At 35.4% G+C, this 16216-nt stretch carries 19 protein-coding genes; 14 read left to right on the top strand and 5 right to left on the bottom strand.

Annotation, left to right across the window (positions count from 1 at the left end; all coding sequences use genetic code 11):
- The first annotated feature begins 28 nt into the window (after window positions 1–28).
- Window positions 29–637, top strand: coding sequence for a phage terminase small subunit (gene terS / locus IGJ63_RS10170; RefSeq protein WP_438746422.1), 609 nt, complete (start codon window positions 29–31; stop codon window positions 635–637).
- A gap of 34 nt (window positions 638–671) precedes the next feature.
- Here terS and IGJ63_RS10165 read toward each other — a convergent pair.
- Window positions 672–1828, bottom strand: a protein-coding gene (locus IGJ63_RS10165) for an IS3 family transposase (RefSeq protein WP_438745968.1) whose coding sequence is annotated in 2 segments (ribosomal slippage) — window positions 672–1570 and window positions 1570–1828 — 1158 coding nt in all. Because the reading frame shifts where the segments join, the coding sequence is not laid out codon by codon here.
- 106 nt (window positions 1829–1934) lie between these two features.
- Here IGJ63_RS10165 and IGJ63_RS10160 point away from each other — a divergent pair.
- The 7 genes from IGJ63_RS10160 (at window position 1935) to IGJ63_RS10130 (ending at window position 7625) form a co-directional block, all read left to right on the top strand.
- Window positions 1935–2216, top strand: a complete 282-nt coding sequence (locus tag IGJ63_RS10160) for a phage holin family protein (RefSeq protein WP_070363677.1) — start codon at window positions 1935–1937, stop codon at window positions 2214–2216.
- On the top strand, window positions 2209–2955 hold the full coding sequence (locus IGJ63_RS10155; RefSeq protein WP_070363678.1) for a CHAP domain-containing protein: 747 nt from the start codon (window positions 2209–2211) through the stop codon (window positions 2953–2955). Before IGJ63_RS10160 ends, IGJ63_RS10155 begins: the two co-directional genes overlap by 8 nt.
- A 1106-nt stretch (window positions 2956–4061) precedes the next feature.
- Entirely contained in the window at window positions 4062–4451 is a 390-nt protein-coding gene (locus IGJ63_RS10150; RefSeq protein WP_101731941.1) for a hypothetical protein, read from the top strand.
- Window positions 4441–4755 carry a hypothetical protein gene (locus IGJ63_RS10145; protein WP_101731940.1) on the top strand — a complete coding sequence of 105 codons (315 nt, stop codon included), beginning with the start codon at window positions 4441–4443 and terminating at the stop codon, window positions 4753–4755. The genes IGJ63_RS10150 and IGJ63_RS10145 overlap by 11 nt, the downstream gene beginning before the upstream one ends.
- On the top strand, window positions 4748–5311 hold the full coding sequence (locus IGJ63_RS10140) for a hypothetical protein (RefSeq protein ID WP_101731939.1): 564 nt from the start codon (window positions 4748–4750) through the stop codon (window positions 5309–5311). Before IGJ63_RS10145 ends, IGJ63_RS10140 begins: the two co-directional genes overlap by 8 nt.
- Window positions 5312–5675: 364 nt before the next feature.
- Window positions 5676–6182, top strand: coding sequence for a QueT transporter family protein (locus tag IGJ63_RS10135; protein WP_002388397.1), 507 nt, complete (start codon window positions 5676–5678; stop codon window positions 6180–6182).
- 237 nt (window positions 6183–6419) lie between these two features.
- On the top strand, window positions 6420–7625 hold the full coding sequence (locus IGJ63_RS10130) for an aminoacyltransferase (RefSeq protein WP_002385715.1): 1206 nt from the start codon (window positions 6420–6422) through the stop codon (window positions 7623–7625).
- 55 nt (window positions 7626–7680) lie between these two features.
- Here the strand turns inward: IGJ63_RS10130 and IGJ63_RS10125 are convergent, their stop codons facing one another.
- From IGJ63_RS10125 to IGJ63_RS10110, 4 genes are read right to left on the bottom strand one after another with little or no spacing between them, the layout of a single operon-like run.
- Window positions 7681–8316, bottom strand: coding sequence for an ECF transporter S component (locus IGJ63_RS10125; protein ID WP_002356501.1), 636 nt, complete (start codon window positions 8314–8316; stop codon window positions 7681–7683).
- Between the two features lie 3 nt (window positions 8317–8319).
- A complete protein-coding gene (gene coaC, locus IGJ63_RS10120; RefSeq protein WP_002359573.1) occupies window positions 8320–8874 on the bottom strand; it encodes a phosphopantothenoylcysteine decarboxylase in 555 nt (184 codons plus the stop codon).
- Window positions 8871–9644: a phosphopantothenate--cysteine ligase gene (gene coaB, locus IGJ63_RS10115; RefSeq protein ID WP_202567943.1), complete on the bottom strand. Its 774-nt coding sequence runs from the start codon at window positions 9642–9644 to the stop codon at window positions 8871–8873. The genes coaC and coaB overlap by 4 nt, the downstream gene beginning before the upstream one ends.
- 15 nt (window positions 9645–9659) lie before the next feature.
- Window positions 9660–10652 (bottom strand): YhdH/YhfP family quinone oxidoreductase, encoded by a 993-nt coding sequence (locus IGJ63_RS10110; protein WP_002356506.1) that lies wholly within the window; start codon window positions 10650–10652, stop codon window positions 9660–9662.
- Between the two features lie 263 nt (window positions 10653–10915).
- On the opposite strand from IGJ63_RS10110, the gene IGJ63_RS10105 reads away from it, so the two are divergent.
- The 6 genes from IGJ63_RS10105 to IGJ63_RS10080 all read left to right on the top strand — a co-directional run bounded on the left by IGJ63_RS10105 (window position 10916) and on the right by IGJ63_RS10080 (window position 16133).
- Window positions 10916–11458 (top strand): helix-turn-helix domain-containing protein, encoded by a 543-nt coding sequence (locus IGJ63_RS10105; protein ID WP_002356507.1) that lies wholly within the window; start codon window positions 10916–10918, stop codon window positions 11456–11458.
- 25 nt (window positions 11459–11483) lie between these two features.
- Complete coding sequence (locus IGJ63_RS10100; RefSeq protein ID WP_002356508.1) at window positions 11484–12569, top strand: ABC transporter ATP-binding protein; 1086 nt, start codon at window positions 11484–11486, stop codon at window positions 12567–12569.
- Between the two features lie 18 nt (window positions 12570–12587).
- Window positions 12588–13394: an ABC transporter permease gene (locus IGJ63_RS10095; protein WP_002356510.1), complete on the top strand. Its 807-nt coding sequence runs from the start codon at window positions 12588–12590 to the stop codon at window positions 13392–13394.
- Window positions 13394–14230, top strand: a complete 837-nt coding sequence (locus IGJ63_RS10090) for an ABC transporter permease (protein WP_002356512.1) — start codon at window positions 13394–13396, stop codon at window positions 14228–14230. Before IGJ63_RS10095 ends, IGJ63_RS10090 begins: the two co-directional genes overlap by 1 nt.
- A complete protein-coding gene (locus IGJ63_RS10085; RefSeq protein WP_002362278.1) occupies window positions 14227–15300 on the top strand; it encodes an ABC transporter substrate-binding protein in 1074 nt (357 codons plus the stop codon). Before IGJ63_RS10090 ends, IGJ63_RS10085 begins: the two co-directional genes overlap by 4 nt.
- Window positions 15301–15449: 149 nt before the next feature.
- Entirely contained in the window at window positions 15450–16133 is a 684-nt protein-coding gene (locus tag IGJ63_RS10080) for a TVP38/TMEM64 family protein (protein WP_002362276.1), read from the top strand.
- The last annotated feature ends 83 nt before the right edge of the window (window positions 16134–16216 follow it).

Raw genomic sequence — 16216 nt, 5'->3', positions numbered from 1 at the left:
TGTTGCAAAAAGTGAGGTGGTGTCACATGTGAAAAAATACGAATTGGCCAGAGAGGATTATGAAAAAGGCTTAAAATACAGAGAAATAGCTGAAAAGTATGGAGTGTCAATTAGTACTGTTAAATCATGGAAATCTCGTTATTGGTCGCAAGAAAAGGTTGCAACTAAGGATGCAACCATACCTAACAATAAGGGGGCGCCTGACAGAAATAAAAATGCTGTAAAACATGGTCTTTTTGCTAATTGGTTACCATCTGAAATATTAGAAATCATGAATGAGGTTGCAACCTCTAAGCCAGAGGATATTATTTGGAATAACATTATGATTCAGTACACCGCTATTATCAGAGCGCAGAAAATCATGTATGTTTCTGGGTCAGAAGATTTATCAAAAGAAATTTCGAAATGGTCCTCGAGCGATTCTAGTAGTTCGGAAGAGTATGCTATTCAATATGCATGGGACAAACAAGCAAACTTTCTCAATGCGCAGTCAAGAGCGATGAGTACATTGTCTAATTTGATAAAGCAGTTTGTAGCTATTGCTGATGAGAAAGACGATAGACGGAAACGATTAGAGCTAATGTCAGCTCAAATCGAAAAAGCCGTTTCCGATGCTGCTATCGCTAAAAATGGATAGATGTCAATAAAGTAGACACAAAAAGAGAAGATACTTAAAGACATTCAAAGTAAAGAGCCTCCTTTTCATTTGGTGTAAGCATATCTAATGTTCCGTGAGGACGTTTGGTGTTATAGAATCCTTCAATGTAAGCGAAACAAGCCAAACGTACTTCTTCGATTGAATGGAATGAACGGCGATTTAATTCTTCTTTTTTCATATATTTAAAAAAAGCTTCGGTAACGGCGTTATCCCACGGATAACCTGGTTTTGAAAGAGAATGGACAATCGGATGATGCTCTATAAACTTTCTAAATTCAAAAGAGGTATATTGAGACCCTTGATCTGTATGAAAAAGAACAGGATTCATTAATTTTCGAGAATGAAGTGCTTTTTCTAATGTTTGAATGGCTAGTTTTGTATCAATCGTTGATCCTACGGTCCAAGCAATTACTTTTCTAGAAAACAAATCTAAAACGACACACAAATACGCAAATGTTTTCTTCCCGATGGGGATATAAGAAAAATCACTTGTCCAAACTTGATTTGGTGCAGGTGGATTGAACGCTTGGTTTAGATGATTTGGCCGTGTTAAAGAAACCTTGTTTTTCCTTTTTTTGAAAACAGGCTTTACTGTAGACATTTTTGGGAGGTCCATTGCTTTCATCAAGCGATAAACACGACCAATACTAATCGAAATGCCATAATCACGCAAAAGAATCTGGCGGATTTTTGCAGCGCCAAGACGTTTTTGAGAAGAAGTATAAATTTCTAAAATCACTTTTCTTAGGTGTTGATTTTCTTTTGTTCTTGGGGCTACTTTTCCAGAAAAGCGTTTGTAATAAGTGGAACGATTGACTTTGAGTACACGACAGAGTGTAACAATACTGTGTTCATATCGAAGAATGTGTATGGCTTTTAATCGTTCGTCAAGCGAGGCGTGAATATGGCAATCGCTTTTTTTAGGATTAAATTTTCCTCCTCGAGTTGCGCATTTCGTTTTTGTAGCTGTTTGATTTGACGGGCCGTAAGGATCGTGTCATCGTCAATTTTTACTTCGGAATATTGTTTGACCCAACGAGCAATTGAAGAAAGAGCAATGCCGTACTCCTTAGCTAAAGCATTTTGAGTTTTACCACTTTCGTGAAGTTTTACAATGGATTTTTTAAACTCTTCGTCAAATTTACGTGGTGATTTTCTGTTATTTACCATATTAAAAATTCCTTTCAAAATTTCTGTCTATTTATTTAATAGTATACCAAAAAATGTGTCTACTTTATTAGGATACATGCATGCTTCTTTTTTAGGAGGTGATCTTATGCAAAATTTTTCTACAGAAATGTTATTAGCGATGTTTGGCATATTCGTGGTAGGAAAAGTGTTTAAAGAAATTCCAAAGTTTCCTAATTGGTGTATTCCGTTAACATTAACAGCTTTTAGCTGTTTAGTAACGCCGTTATTGTTTGGAGGTTATACACCTTATAACTTCTGTATTGCGTTAGTTGCAGTAGGAATTACGGTATACGGTGACCAATTATGGAAACAAACCATTTATGGTATCAAAAAATCAGGAGAAGAAGGAGGTCAAACAAATGGTTAAAAAAAGCGATGTCGTAAACTATGTAAATAGTTTAATCGGCAAACGAGTAGACATGGACGGTGTTTACGGTTCGCAGTGTATGGACTTAACGGTTCACGTGATGAATAAGTTTTTTCATTGGTGGCCAATAGGAGATGCAATTGCGTTAACTACACAAGCAATTCCAGCTGGATTTCAACGGTTGCGAGTGTACCAAGCAACCGATATTCAAGCAGGCGATGTCATGATTTGGGGTCTAGGTGCTTATGCGCAATATGGGCACACTGCAATTGCAGTAGAAAACGGACGGCCAGATGGTACATTTGTGAGTGTAGATCAAAACTGGGTCAATGCTAGTTTGAAAGTAGGAAGTTCCGCTCAACCAGTAAAACACACAATGGACGGTGTTTGGGGCGTTATTCGACCAAATTATGAAGCCCCACAACAAGCAGTAGTTAATCAATCAACGCAAAAACCGCAAAATACAATAAAAGGGAGAGAAGCAACGATGTTTTGTTTATATCAACGACCAATTAATAGTAAAACAGGAAAATTAGAAGATAACGGTGACCACTGGGCTACCTTCTTCTGTAATGGAGTGAACTGCCGCCGATTGTATCATCCAGATGAAGCAGAAGTGATAAAAACAATATACAGAGAGAACAACGGAAAAGAAATACCGTTTTTTGGTAAAGATAAATGGCCTAAAAACGCACCATGGTACAAACGTTTAGAGACTGTTTGTCCAGTTGTAAAATAGCTTGAAAATTAGAATGAAATTATGTAAAATTTGATTAGGGTTTTAGTGGAAAGTACATCACTTCTAACAAATTTGTTTTAATAATGATAGCTATTACATAATATATAGAATAAACATTGAATTTTAAGTACATATTCGATAAAATAATTTTAGATTTTTCATCCTAAAAATTTTGTTTCTAACAAAGTTTTATCACTCGAAAAAACTCTCACTGTATAGTCTTTCAGTGGGAGTTTTTTTGTTTAGAGTTGTTGAATTTTTTCAAAAAATAATTTAAACTAACTATGATCTCTCATGAGGTCATTTGGTTTCTCGATGCGCTTTATTCACATTTGTAATAAAGCGCATTTCTTTATTGAAAGATAGAATAAATTTATATACAATAAACTTGTACCTTTCAAAATAGCTTTTTTTCATAAAAAAGAGCGTTCTTTATATTCTAATCGGTGATAGAGTTGCTTCAACAGCAACTCTATTATTTTTTGCTATAAATAGCTTGAAATTTAGAAGAAATAGGTCTAAAATATAGTTACTTTTTAATAATTCATACATTGACCTTCTTTTATGAGAGTATAAGAAGGGTGCACCTATCTTTTTCCAAGTCCTAAGATAGGTGCATTTTTTGTTATTTAATTAAATTTAATATAATTTTCAATCTGCTTTTGTTGAACTATATGTTCGTATTTTGACACATTTTGTTCTGTTTTTACCTATTTTGTGTTGTTTTTTTAATTATTTGTGTGCTATGTTTTTATTGCATACAATTCAATGGGGTGTTATATTATATACGAGAGAGCTTTTTCTACAGACTCTCTTTTTATAGATTGGATCAATTTCAATCAAAGTGGGAATGGAGTGCACCACGATCCTCAGCAGGTGGGTTAACCTAGCGTTGGTATGCATGGGACGGTATCCATGTTTTGCACTCTTTTTTGTCTAAAATTATAAGGGAATTGTATTTCATTTTATCCTCTTGCCGCTTTTCTAAAATTAGACGGCATCTTTTTACATAAAATGTTATGTTCGAAGTGAAAATATCCTATTAAAATTTTTAAATAAAAGATAATTTATGCAAACTAATAGTGAACATATTAGGAGGAGAAAATTTGAAAGTTTTTAATTTAATCTGTGTAAGAAAAACAGAATTTGAAAACGGGGAGTTGATCCTTACCAACCCACTAGGAGATGTGCAATTGCCTAGCTTATCACACAGTTTTTCTTTTGAAATTGCATTTGGTGTTGCTGAATGGGGAGATGATTCACAAAATCAGTTGAGAGTAACTATAGAAGACAGTGAAAAATGCTTGATTTTTGATTCTCACTATGTAAATGTACCTAGACCAGATCTTGAAAATTGTGGCATTCTAGGGTTGAAATTGAATGATTTTGAGTTTTCAAATTACGGAAAGCATACTGTGAAAGTCATTGAAGATGACAAGGTGTTAGCAGACACTATTTTTTTTATTAGTGAAAGGAGCAATAATGATGGAATTTAAATTTTTATCCGTTCCTAATGTTTCAACATTTGTTTTTACAGTTGCATTGTTAACGCCGTCAACATGTTCAATTGATAATGGACAAAATCTGTTATCTCAGCATGTCATTTATGATAAAGACAAAATAATTTCAAAAAATGATTATAAAGGAATTAGTTATCAAAGAAAAATTAACCTGACTAATATTTTACCTAATTCAGAAGATTTTACTGAAGAGGAAGAAAAAATATATAGTGAAGCAGCAAATGCTTATTATGGTAATAATTACAAAAATAAGAGTTTGCACGATTTATATTATGGATAAAGAACATTATTTTGATTTTTTGGAAAAAATGTTACCTTCTTTTTCTTATGGAGAACTAGATAAGAAGGTTTTGGAACAATTCAATTTTGAAGAAGATGGAAAATATGTAACTTCTGACAAAATTGAAGAATTAGCTCAGGGTGATATATTTGATAATATTCCTTTATTTGTAATAGAAGATATTGGTGAATTGCCAGGTATAAAACCAGTAAAAGCAATCTTGCTTAGTAATTCATGTGATGCTTCAAGAAGAGATTATTTAAATTTTGCTCCATTTATTCCAATTGAATTAATGGGAAAGATAAATAATGATAATGCAATACGTAAAAATAAAAAAAACTCTTTATTATATTTACCGTATGTTGATTTGCACGATTATGTAGTGGATTTGAATCATATGTTTTCTATAAAAAGAGAAATTTTTGAAAAATTATATCAAGATAATAAAATTCATAAGAAGTATTCTTTAAAAAATGCAGGATACTATCTACTATTATCTAAATTGATTATTTTATATTGTCGAATGGAATCAAAAGATATAAAAAGGTTAGATTAACTGAGTGATTTTTACCTTTACTGATTTGATTGATTGGACTTTTCGGTTCAGTTATTAATTCTTTTAAATTATTTTTGTTTTTCTAGCTTTGTTGTACTGTATAAAACAAAAATACTTTTAGAATGGTAGTTAGAAAGTAACAAAAGGCTTACTTCTCGTTTGAGAGGTAAGCCTTTTGTTTATTTGCCACAAACTTGCCACAAAAAATAGTGAAAATATGAAAAAATACGCTAAATAAAAAACTTTGGTAATCTCATAAACCTTGATAAATCAATGTTTTTATATCATGAAATACATGCTATAATGGAGTTCAAGGTTCATCAACCATCCCTTGTAAAAAAACTCGGAGAAAGAAGGAAAAAGTATGCAAAATTCGTTTCAAGCCAATCGAAAGCTAAGAACAGTCTTAGCCAATGGTATCATTATGGGCTTATATATTGTCCTCTCTTTATTGGTTCGGCCAGTTTCTTCTGGTATGATTCAATTTAGAATTTCAGAAAGTTTGAATCACCTAGTCGTTTTCAATCGCAAATTGATGTGGGGTGTTTTAGGCGGCGTTATCTTTTTTAACTTATTTTTTGGTTTCGGTGTAATAGATGCTCTGTTTGGTGGTGCGCAAACATTATTTGCGTTGAGCTTAACAGCTTTTTTACAAAAAAAGGTACCAAGTATTCCTGTTAGAATGTGTCTAAATAGTCTATTTTTCACTGTAAGTATGTTTTTTATTGCCTTTATGCTAGTACCAAGTGGCGGCCAAGCATTTTGGACAACTTATGGTTGGTTAGCATTAAGTGAAGCGATTATTATGACGATTTCAGCACCAATCATGTACTTTATCAACAAGTCATTAAAATTTGAAACACGTATTTAATTGAAAAGATGTGGATAGAAATGATTCATCCTTTGAATGGCAGTGAAGAAAAGTGTCGTTGCTATTAGTGAGCTAAGTGATAGAATGAACTGTTTCTACCTCGTCTTTTTTACATAAAGAATAAGATCTACATTTTTTCTAAAAATTTTCATGTAAAACTTTACTAGTCTGTTGGAATACACTATGATAGTGTAAGATAAACGGACTATTGGAAAGTCACAGCAGAGGAGTTTGAACATGTACACATTTAAAATCGGTATTCCGGCAGAAGTACACGATACATTTGTTAAAAATCACCCATTATGTAATTTACTACAGTCATCTTCATGGGCAAAAGTCAAGGATAACTGGGGTTCTGAAATTGTTGGGGTTTATGAAAAGGATACATTAGTCGCATCAAGTTTAGTTTTAATCAAACCATTACCAGCCGGTTTTACGATGTTATATACACCAAGAGGTCCAGTAATGGACTATACAAATGAACGTTTGGTCAGCTACTTTATGGCTGAATTGAAAAAATTTGGCAAGAAAAAACGAGCTTTATTTATAAAAATGGATCCAGCGGTTCACTATCAAGATTTTCATTTGGGAGAAGAACATCAACCGCATGCTGAAGCGACAGCTATTATTGAGACCTTGAAAAAAGCAGGGGCCAAATATCAAGGACTGACAATGGATATGGGGGCCACCATCCAGCCCCGCTTCCAAGCGAATATTTATCGTGAAGATTTTAGTGAAGAACAATTGTCAAAAAGCACCAAGAAAATGATTAAAACAGCTGAAAAAAAAGGGGTCGTTGTGCAGCAAGGGCATGTTGACTTTGTTGATGAATTTGAAAAAGTCATTCAATCAACCATGGAACGCCAACATATTTCTTTGCGGAATAGTGATTACTTTAAGAAGCTGTTGAACATTTACCCAGAAGACTCCTTTATTATGCTGGCGCAAGTCAATTTAAAGGAACGCTTAGATAGCACGCGACAACGCTATGACAAAAATCAAAAAGACTTGAGTAATTTGAAAGAAAATCAAGTGAAAAAGCGCCATAATTTAGAAGAATTAGATGCTTCCTTGACTCGGGAATTAAAAGAATTAGAAGAAAATATCGCAGAAGCTGGTGAAATCGTCACGGTTGCTGGCGCTTTGGCTGTGACATTTGGTCCAACAAGTGAAATCCTTTATGCTGGCTTAGATGATCGTTATAAACGCTACATGCCAACATATGTGACTTGGCGAGATGCCATTCAAGAATGTTTTAACCGTGGCTGCGAAAGCTGTAATATGGGCGGCTTAGAAGGTAGTTTAAATGATGGCTTAATTAAGTTTAAAGCGAACTTCAACCCAACGATTAATGAATTTATTGGGGAATTTGATTTACCGGTTAATAAATTATTATTTAAAGCCAGTGAATATGCCTATAAATTACGAAAACAAAAAAAATAAATAAAAAACACATGGACTAAAAATCAAACTTGATTTTTAGTCCATGTGTTTTTTTCTATAGTTTTTGCGTTGCATTCCGTTTCATTAAGCGAAGCAAAACGCTAGCAATTGCTGAAGCAGCTACACCAGCAACAAGAGCTTCTGGCACACCAGAACTGAAAATCGTCGCAATAATGGCTAAGTAAACAGCAGTTCCAGCTTTACCAATAATTTCAGCATAAGCTGAATTAAAAAGAAAATAAATCATGTTCATGACTAAAATGGTATTCGTTGCTGAGCCTAAAACACCAGCCACAAATAAGGAGACAGGTTGCGCTTTTTCCTTCGTTAATTTATTTAGCCATTTGTAAGCGAAATAAGGAACGACCCCAATTAAAATCCGCGGAATGAGCACAATTAAAAGAGCCTTCCAACTACCGTGATCGGTACCAATCACGGGAATAAATGGAGAAAAAACAAACGACAAAGGTGTTGGTGCTGTCGTATTTTTAATTAAGCTAATGATCCCAAACGTGCCGCCCAACATACTACCGATTTTTGGCCCTAAAACAATGGAACCAATAATTACAGGAATATGCATCGTGGTCGAATTTAAAGGACCTAATGTGATAAATCCTAGCGGGGTTAAAGCCAGTAAAAGTAAGATAGCTAAGAACATTGCTGTTAACGTAAATTTTTTCGTGTTATTCATAAATTACTCCTTGTTATCAGATGCTAAAATTTTCATCACTGTTTGAAGGATATCTTCAACAGTGGCAAGTGCGCCACGACCATAATCGCCACAAGCTAATAGAGCTTCACGTGGGATTATTTCTTGATAGCCGACTTCTTTTAAAATGCCAATATTTCGTTGGACAATGGGGTTTTGGTACATATACGTATTCATCGCGGGCGCAATAATTTTGGGTGTTTCAGGATAAAGCGCCAAAGCAACTGTTGATAATAAGTCGTCGGCAATCCCATGGGCTAATTTCCCAATTGTATTGGCCGAAGCAGGTGCTACTAAAAATAAATCCGCTTTTTTAGCTAATTCAATGTGATTAATTTTACTGGGATCAATTTCCATCATGACATCCGTATGCACTGGATTCTTAGAAAGTGATTGTAACGTCAGCGGAGTGATGAACGCTGTGCTGCTTTTAGTCATTAAAATTTCCACATTGTAGCCAAGCTTAGCTAGTTGACTTGTAATATCTGCTGCTTTATATGCAGAAATGCTGCCAGAGACGCCTAATAAAATAGTTTTCATTGTTGTTCTCTCCATTTCTTTTCAACATTTTTAACGATCATTGAACCAATCCCTTGTTTTGAACAAGCTTCTTGGACAATGCCCGTTTCGTTAATTAATAATCCTTCGTGTTCTGTTTCATGAACGTTCATCAAGTCATTGGCTAAGACAAAGTCACACCGATTTTTAACCAAAGCGGCTTGTGCAACCTGGACAAGTTCTTCTTGTGAAACGTCGACAAGTAATTTAAAGCCCACTAAAACAGTTTGGGGTTGCTTGTCACGAATCATTTGGATGACTTTAGGATTTTTCTTTAGAAAAATTAATAATCGGTCCGTATCAGATGAAATTTTTGTTGCTGTTTGAGGAATATCAGCAATCTGATTCAATGTGTTTTGAACGATAGTTACCAAGGCTTCTTTGGTCTTTGGCAATGTTTGTTCGCTTAATTGTTGAGCAAAAGAATCAATAAATTGTTCTTCCGTTTGCGCGGCTTCCGTCGTAAAATCACTGACTGCCATTGCGTGAACAATCGCATCAAATTGCTTTTCAGCAAAGAGTTGTTCTAACGTAGTGGCTAATTCAACCGTTGTTTCTATTTCTTTAATTAATAAGTCCAATTGTTGGGTTGGACGTAATGCATGTTTGGTTGTTACGTAGGTTACGGTGTGTCCAGCAGCTAAAAAACTTTCAGCAATTGCTTTTCCTAGTCCGCCAGAAGAATGATTGGTAATCGAACGAACATTATCAATCGGTTCTGACGTTCCGCCAGCAGTAACTAAAACATCCATAATCAAAACGCCTCCTTAAGAAATTCGGACAATGGTCCGTCCAATATGTTGGCCTGCTTGTAATGCTTCAAAAACAGGGGGAAGTTCTTCTAAAGTAATCTCTTGATACACAGCTTTTTCAGTGATGTCTAAATCAGTGGCAAGACGTTGCCAGACTATTTTTCGTTTGTCCATACCAACATTAACCGAATCAATGCCCAATAAATGAACGCCCCGTAAAATAAAGGGTAAAACGGTTGTCTCTAATGTAATTCCAGCAGCGCGGCCACAAATGGCTGAACGGCCATCATAACGAAGTTGTGGTAAAACAGCAGAAGTAATTTCCCCACCAGTGGTATCAATTGCAAAAGCAAAACGCTGTTTCATCAATGCTTTAACAGGAGTTGCTAAGAAATCTTCTACTAATAAGCATTCACTAACACCTAACTCTTTTAAAAGCTCAAAAGAATCTGGCTTTCTAGTTAATGCAGTGATTGAAGTGTAGCCTAATTGATGCAACATCGCAATAGACAATGTCGCAACACCGCCTGTCGCACCAGTTACAATAATGGGGGCTTCTTTGTCGTCGCGTAAGCCATCGTCTTCTAAAGCTGTGACAGATAATCCGGCCGTAAAGCCAGCAGTTCCGAAAATCATTGCTTCTTTGAGACTCATTTTTTCAGGAAGTGGAACTACCCAATCGCCAGGAACACGCACATATTCAGAATAACCACCAGTATGACTAACCCCTAATTGATAGCCTGTTACGATCACTTTATCGCCTTCTTTGAAACGAGGATCTTCCGATGTGACAACAGTGCCACTGACATCAATTCCTGGAATCATTGGATAATTGCGAATCACACCGCCGTCTTTTTTTGAAGCTAAAGAGTCTTTAAAGTTAACTGAGGAGTAGGCTGCTTTGATTACTACAGTGCCTTCTGATAAATCGTCTAAAGTAATGGTTTCTAGTTGACCAATAACAGATGTATCTTGTTCTCTTAACGTAAATGCTTGAAATGAATTCATATAAAAACTCTCCTTCCAATTATGTAAAAAAGCAACTCGTCTTATTTTATCATATTCTGATTTTTTCGTATCATTTTTCTTCTTATAAACAGTAAGTTATACAGAAAAGAAAGATTGTGTGACAATTAGACTAGAAAAATAAAGAAAAATGGTTGAAATTTTTCAAAAAGTTCGTATACTAAAAAAGGTAAAACTAAACTGTAAGTTTAGTATTACAAAACTTTTGTTGAAAAGATTAGCTGAAAATAGAAACGAGGTGTGCCATGGAAATTGGTGAGAAGTTGAGAAATTTACGCATTCAGAAAAATTTAACACAAGAAGAATTAGGCGAAAGAACGGATTTATCCAAAGGCTATATTTCCCAATTGGAGCGGGATTTAAGCTCACCATCAATGGAAACATTTTTCTCAATTTTAGAAGTACTAGGCGTGACGCCAGAGCAGTTTTTTAGTCAGCAACCGCTTGAACAGAAAATTGTCTACAATGAAGAAGAAAGTACCCTCTATTATGATGAAGAACATGGCTATGAACTAAAATGGTTAATTCCAGCCTCAAATGAAAAAGAAATGGAACCTGTCATTATTACTTTTGATAAAAATGGCGAATATAAAACGTTTGAACCTTCTCTATCGGAAACATTTATTTATGTGATTGATGGCTCCATTCGTTTGACATTAGGGGAAGCCACGTATATTGCTAAAAAAGGTCAAACCATGTATTATCAAGCAACAGAACCTCACCAAATTAGCAACAATGGTCGAGGAAAAAGTCGTGCGTTAATTGTGGCGACAGAATCGTATTTATAAAGGACGAAATGGAGGAGTTTATCCAGTGAGAAACCATGTGATTTCATTTGAAAATGTTGTCAAACAATTTGACGATGAACCAGTATTAAAAAATGTCAGCTTTGAAATTGAAGAAGGAAAATTTTATACGTTATTAGGACCTTCAGGATGTGGCAAAACAACGATTTTGCGTATTATTGCGGGATTCAATGACGTGACTTCTGGCGATGTTTATTTTGATGGTAAAAGAATAAATGATGTACCTGCCAATAAACGCCAAGTCAATACCGTGTTTCAGGATTATGCTTTGTTTCCTCACATGAATGTTTTTGATAATGTTGCGTTTGGTTTAAAAATCAAAAAACTATCCAAAGCAGAAATTGAAAAAAAAGTGAAAGAGGCATTACGTTTGGTTCAATTACCGGGCTACGAAACACGTGAAATTAGTGAAATGTCTGGGGGCCAGCGTCAGCGGGTCGCAATTGCACGAGCGATTGTCAATGAGCCAAAAGTATTGCTTTTAGATGAGCCGTTATCCGCTTTAGATTTGAAATTACGCACAGCGATGCAATATGAACTACGTGATTTACAACAACGTTTAGGAATTACTTTTATTTTTGTGACCCATGATCAAGAAGAAGCATTAGCGATGAGTGATGAAATTTTTGTCATGAATAAAGGTCATATCGTGCAAAGTGGCACACCAGTCGATATTTATGATGAACCGATTAATCACTTTGTTGCTGACTTTGTAGGGGAAAGTAATATTGTGGATGGCGTGATGCTGGAAGATAATTTAGTTTCATTTGTGGGCAAAAAGTTTGAATGTGTCGATGGCGGCATGCGGAAAAATGAACCTGTAGAAGTCGTTTTACGTCCAGAAGACCTAACGATTACCACGCTTGAAAAAGGCAAGCTAACTGTAACGGTGGACACGCAGTTATTCCGCGGCGTTCATTATGAAATTATTTGTTTTGATGAACAAGGAAACGAATGGATGGTGCATTCCACTCGAAAAGCCAAAGAAGGCGCTCAAGTAGGGCTCTCTTTTGAGCCAGAAGATATTCACGTGATGCGCTTCAATGAATCAGAAGAAGACTTTGATGCCCGTTTAGAAAGTTACGACGAGTAAACGAAAGGGGAAAATAAAATGAAAACAATGCGTCGAATTTATTCGATTCCCTATGTAATGTGGTTACTTTTATTCGTCATTGCGCCAGTGCTAATGATTATTTATCAATCATTTTTCGATATGAATGGCCAGTTTACTTTGGCGAATTACCAAACGTATTTTACATCAGGAACGTATTTAAGTATGACCATTAATTCGGTTTGGTATGCTTTTCTGATTACCATTTTTACGTTATTGGTAAGTTATCCTACGGCTTATTTTTTGACAAAGCTCAAGCATAAACAGTTGTGGTTAATGCTTGTTATTTTACCAACGTGGGTGAATTTATTATTAAAAGCTTATGCCTTTATTGGGATTTTCAGTATTCATGGGAGTATCAATCAGTTTATGAGTTTTATGGGTTTGGGTACGCACCAAATTCTGTTTACAGATTTCAGTTTTTTATTTGTCGCAACGTATATTGAAATTCCATTTATGATTATGCCGATTTTTAATGCCTTAGAAGAGATGAATCCTTCATTGATTAGTGCTAGTCGGGACTTAGGAGCTAGCAGTGCGGAAACATTCCGCCGTGTCATTTTTCCTCTCTCCCTAAACGGTGTGAAAAGTGGCGTTCAAGCTGTCTTTATTCCTTCGCTCTCGCTCTTTATGTTAACGCGTTTAATTGGCGGCAATCGGGTGATTACGTTGGGAACGGCGATTGAGGAACACTTCTTAGTAACGCAAAACTGGGGCATGGGTTCAACAATTGGTGTGATTTTAATTGTTGCCATGTTTATTGTGATGTTGCTGACGGGTGAGAAGAAGAAAGGGCGTGGCAAATAATGCAAAAGAAAAAGTTTAAATGGTCTTATGTGTATTTATTCGTTGTCTTTGCGCTACTGTACGCACCAATCTTTTATTTGATTTTTTATTCGTTTAACGACACGCAAACGATGAATCAGTTTACTGGTTTTACGTTAGATAATTATCGGAACGTTTTCGAAGACACACGCTTGTTAACCATTGTTCTGAATACGTTTTTGCTAGCTTTCTTATCGGCTTTAATAGCAACCATCATTGGAACATTTGGTGCGATGGGGATTTATTATACAAAACGTCGTAAAAACCGGAACACGTTGCTTAGCTTTAATAACATTTTACTCGTTTCACCAGATGTTATTATTGGAGCCAGTTTCTTAATTTTCTTCACGGCAGTAGGGTTTATCAGTTTAGGTTTTACAAGTGTATTATTGTCGCATATTGCCTTTAGTATTCCAATTGTTGTTTTAATGGTTTTACCAAAACTACAAGAGATGAACGATTCTATGGTAGATGCGGCACGGGATTTAGGGGCCAATAATGTTCAAGTGATTAAAAATATTATTTTGCCTTTTTTAGCGCCAGGAATTATTGCTGGCTACTTTATGGCCTTTACTTATTCGTTGGACGATTTTGCCGTAACATTCTTTGTGACAGGCAATGGTTTTTCAACATTATCTGTTGAAATTTATTCACGAGCACGTCAGGGAATTAGTTTAGAAATCAATGCCTTAAGTGCGTTAGTATTCCTATTCTCAATGATTCTAGTTGTCGGTTATTACTTTATCAGTAAAGACAATACGCCAAAACGTTTAAAGAAAATGCGTCGGGAACAAAGTGAGGTGGCCAAGTTAAAATGAAAAAATTACAGTCACTTTTTATTGGAATTATCGCTATTATTGTCATCTTGTTTTTTGGCGTGCGCCAATTGGAGAAAGCAAGTGGCATGGCAGGAGCAGATACCTTGACCATTTACAATTGGGGGGACTATATAGATCCAGCCTTGATTAAGAAATTTGAAAAAGAAACAGGCTATAAAGTCAATTACGAAACCTTTGATTCTAATGAAGCTATGTATACAAAAATTCAGCAAGGTGGCACAGCCTATGATATTGCCATTCCTTCTGAATATATGATTCAAAAAATGATGAAAGCAAAGATGCTTTTACCACTTGATCACAGCAAATTAAAAGGCTTAGAAAACATTGATGCACGCTTTTTAGATCAATCCTTCGATCCCCAAAATAAGTTTTCCGTTCCATACTTCTGGGGCACGTTGGGGATTATTTATAATGATAAATTTATTGACGGCCGTCAGATCCAACATTGGGATGATTTATGGCGCCCGGAATTAAAAAATAATGTCATGCTGATTGATGGCGCTCGCGAAGTGTTAGGATTATCTTTGAACAGTTTAGGCTATTCGTTAAACAGTAAAAACGACCAACAATTACGTCAGGCTACCGATAAGTTAAACCGATTAACGAACAATGTCAAAGCAATTGTTGCCGATGAAATCAAAATGTACATGGCTAATGAAGAAAGTGCAGTTGCTGTAACTTTCTCTGGTGAAGCTGCTGAAATGCTAGAAAACAATGAACATCTACATTATGTGATTCCCAGTGAAGGCTCTAATCTCTGGTTTGATAACATTGTGATGCCTAAGACAGCCAAAAATAAAGACGGCGCCTATGCATTTATGAACTTTATGTTACGACCAGAAAATGCAGCACAAAATGCAGAATATATTGGTTATTCCACACCAAATAAAGAAGCTAAAAAACTATTACCAAAAGAAGTTGCCGAAGATAAACAATTTTATCCAGATGATGAAACCATCAAACATTTAGAAGTTTACCAAGATTTAGGTCAAGAATACTTAGGAATTTATAACGATCTGTTCTTGGAGTTTAAGATGTATCGGAAATAAAAAAAGTACCTTCGTAACTTTCGAGCCGCCCCTAAAAGTTAGATTTTTAGTCTAACTTTTAGGGGCGGCTTTTATTCATACAAGCTTCTAATTGAGGCACAAAGAATCCTGTGCTACACTTTGTATAAAGCATAAAAGGAGCAAAGAAAATGAAAAGGAAAACAATCCGAATACTACTAATCAGTAGCGGGCTTATTTTAATCCTACTGGTAGGTTACCGTTTGTATCTAGAATATCAAACAGATATTCAATTATTTTTGAATCCTAAAGCCAGTAAGACACAATTATTAGAGCGAATTCGTTCACATGGTTTTTCAGCAGCGCTGTTGTTAGTTTTTTTGACCGCGATCATGTGTGCAGTACCAGGGATTCCGACCTCAGTAATTGGTGTGATTGCAGGATTGAGTTTTGGTCCCTTCAGCGGCACACTCATTAACGTTTTAGGGAATAGTATGGGAAATTTGGTTGCAATCTTTTTGATGCATCATATAAAATTTTTAGATAAAAAAACGGAGACCAATCATTGGGTCCAGTCCATTCGACGGATGAAGCATCCAAAAATTGGGATTATGGTGGGCTACATGATTCCAATTATTCCTTCTTCTGTGATTAATTTTGCTGCAGATACTATGCAGTTGCCATTAAAAAATTTAATAGCCGCTATATTCATTGGTGTAATTCCTTCCTCAATACTTTACGCATGTGGAGGCGAAGCGCTCTTTCATGGATATAATAAAACGGCAGTATTGTTAATTGTGAGTGTTCTTTTGTTCGTTGGCTTGGTGGTCATTATTGAGAAAGATAGAAAAAGATTTCAAAAAACTGTTCTTTAAGAACGGTTTTTTTTGTGCATTTGAACAATAAATCCTGTTAAATTTACAATTTTAAAAAGAAAGGACTTTGATAAAATGAAAGC

It is taken from the genome of Enterococcus sp. DIV1375a (assembly GCF_051712205.1).
GTDB classification, from domain to species: domain Bacteria; phylum Bacillota; class Bacilli; order Lactobacillales; family Enterococcaceae; genus Enterococcus; species Enterococcus faecalis.
This window is presented reverse-complemented; position numbering and strand designations above follow the sequence as displayed.